Annotated in this window: 1 protein-coding gene and 1 pseudogene; both read left to right on the top strand. The window is 55.6% G+C overall.

Going from position 1 to position 604, the window contains the following annotated elements:
• Positions 1 to 437 (top strand): annotated as a pseudogene (locus NKH16_RS34905) (pilus assembly protein TadG-related protein); the annotation flags it as partial.
• Between the two features lie 26 nt (positions 438 to 463).
• A partial coding sequence (locus tag NKH16_RS34910; protein WP_352903987.1) for a TadE/TadG family type IV pilus assembly protein occupies positions 464 to 604 on the top strand: 141 nt, incomplete at its 3' end.

The raw sequence follows: 604 nt of genomic DNA on the forward strand, positions 1-604 counted from the left end.
GCAATGTAACCCTCTCGCCCGGGATATACGTCATTGAGGGAGGCGATTTCAAAGCGAGCTCGAATGCAAATATTTCCGGCGAGGGTGTCGTCATTTATCTGGCCGATACCTCCGGCGTTAGCATGAACGGCACGGCGACCGTCAAGCTCAGCGCACCGACGTCGGGCACCTATTCAGGTGTGCTGTTCTATGGCGACAGAGCCAACCTGGCGGGATCCAACACGTTTAATGGCACGGCGGATTCGCTATTGACCGGCGCTCTGTATTTTCCAACACAGGGCGTCAATTATCTCGGCAATTTCTCGGGCAAAGGTGGTTGCACGCAGGTCGTCGCAAGTACCGTGCAATGGTCCGGCAACGCAAACATCATTCAGGATTGCACGAGCCTTGGAATGCGAGACATTCCGGCCACGCAAACCGTTCAGCTTGTCGAGTAGTTTTCGTGGATCGGCTACAAGTCCGGATGTTCCGGAGTGATTCGGGTGTTGCCGCGGTAGAGTTTGCGCTGGTTCTGCCCATCCTTTGCCTGGTACTTCTTGGCATCATCGACGGCTGGTCTTTTGTCTCGAGCGCATTGTCGATGCGTGCAGGCGTCAAAACCGCG

Source organism: Mesorhizobium sp. M1307 (assembly GCF_040318155.1).
GTDB lineage: Bacteria > Pseudomonadota > Alphaproteobacteria > Rhizobiales > Rhizobiaceae > Mesorhizobium.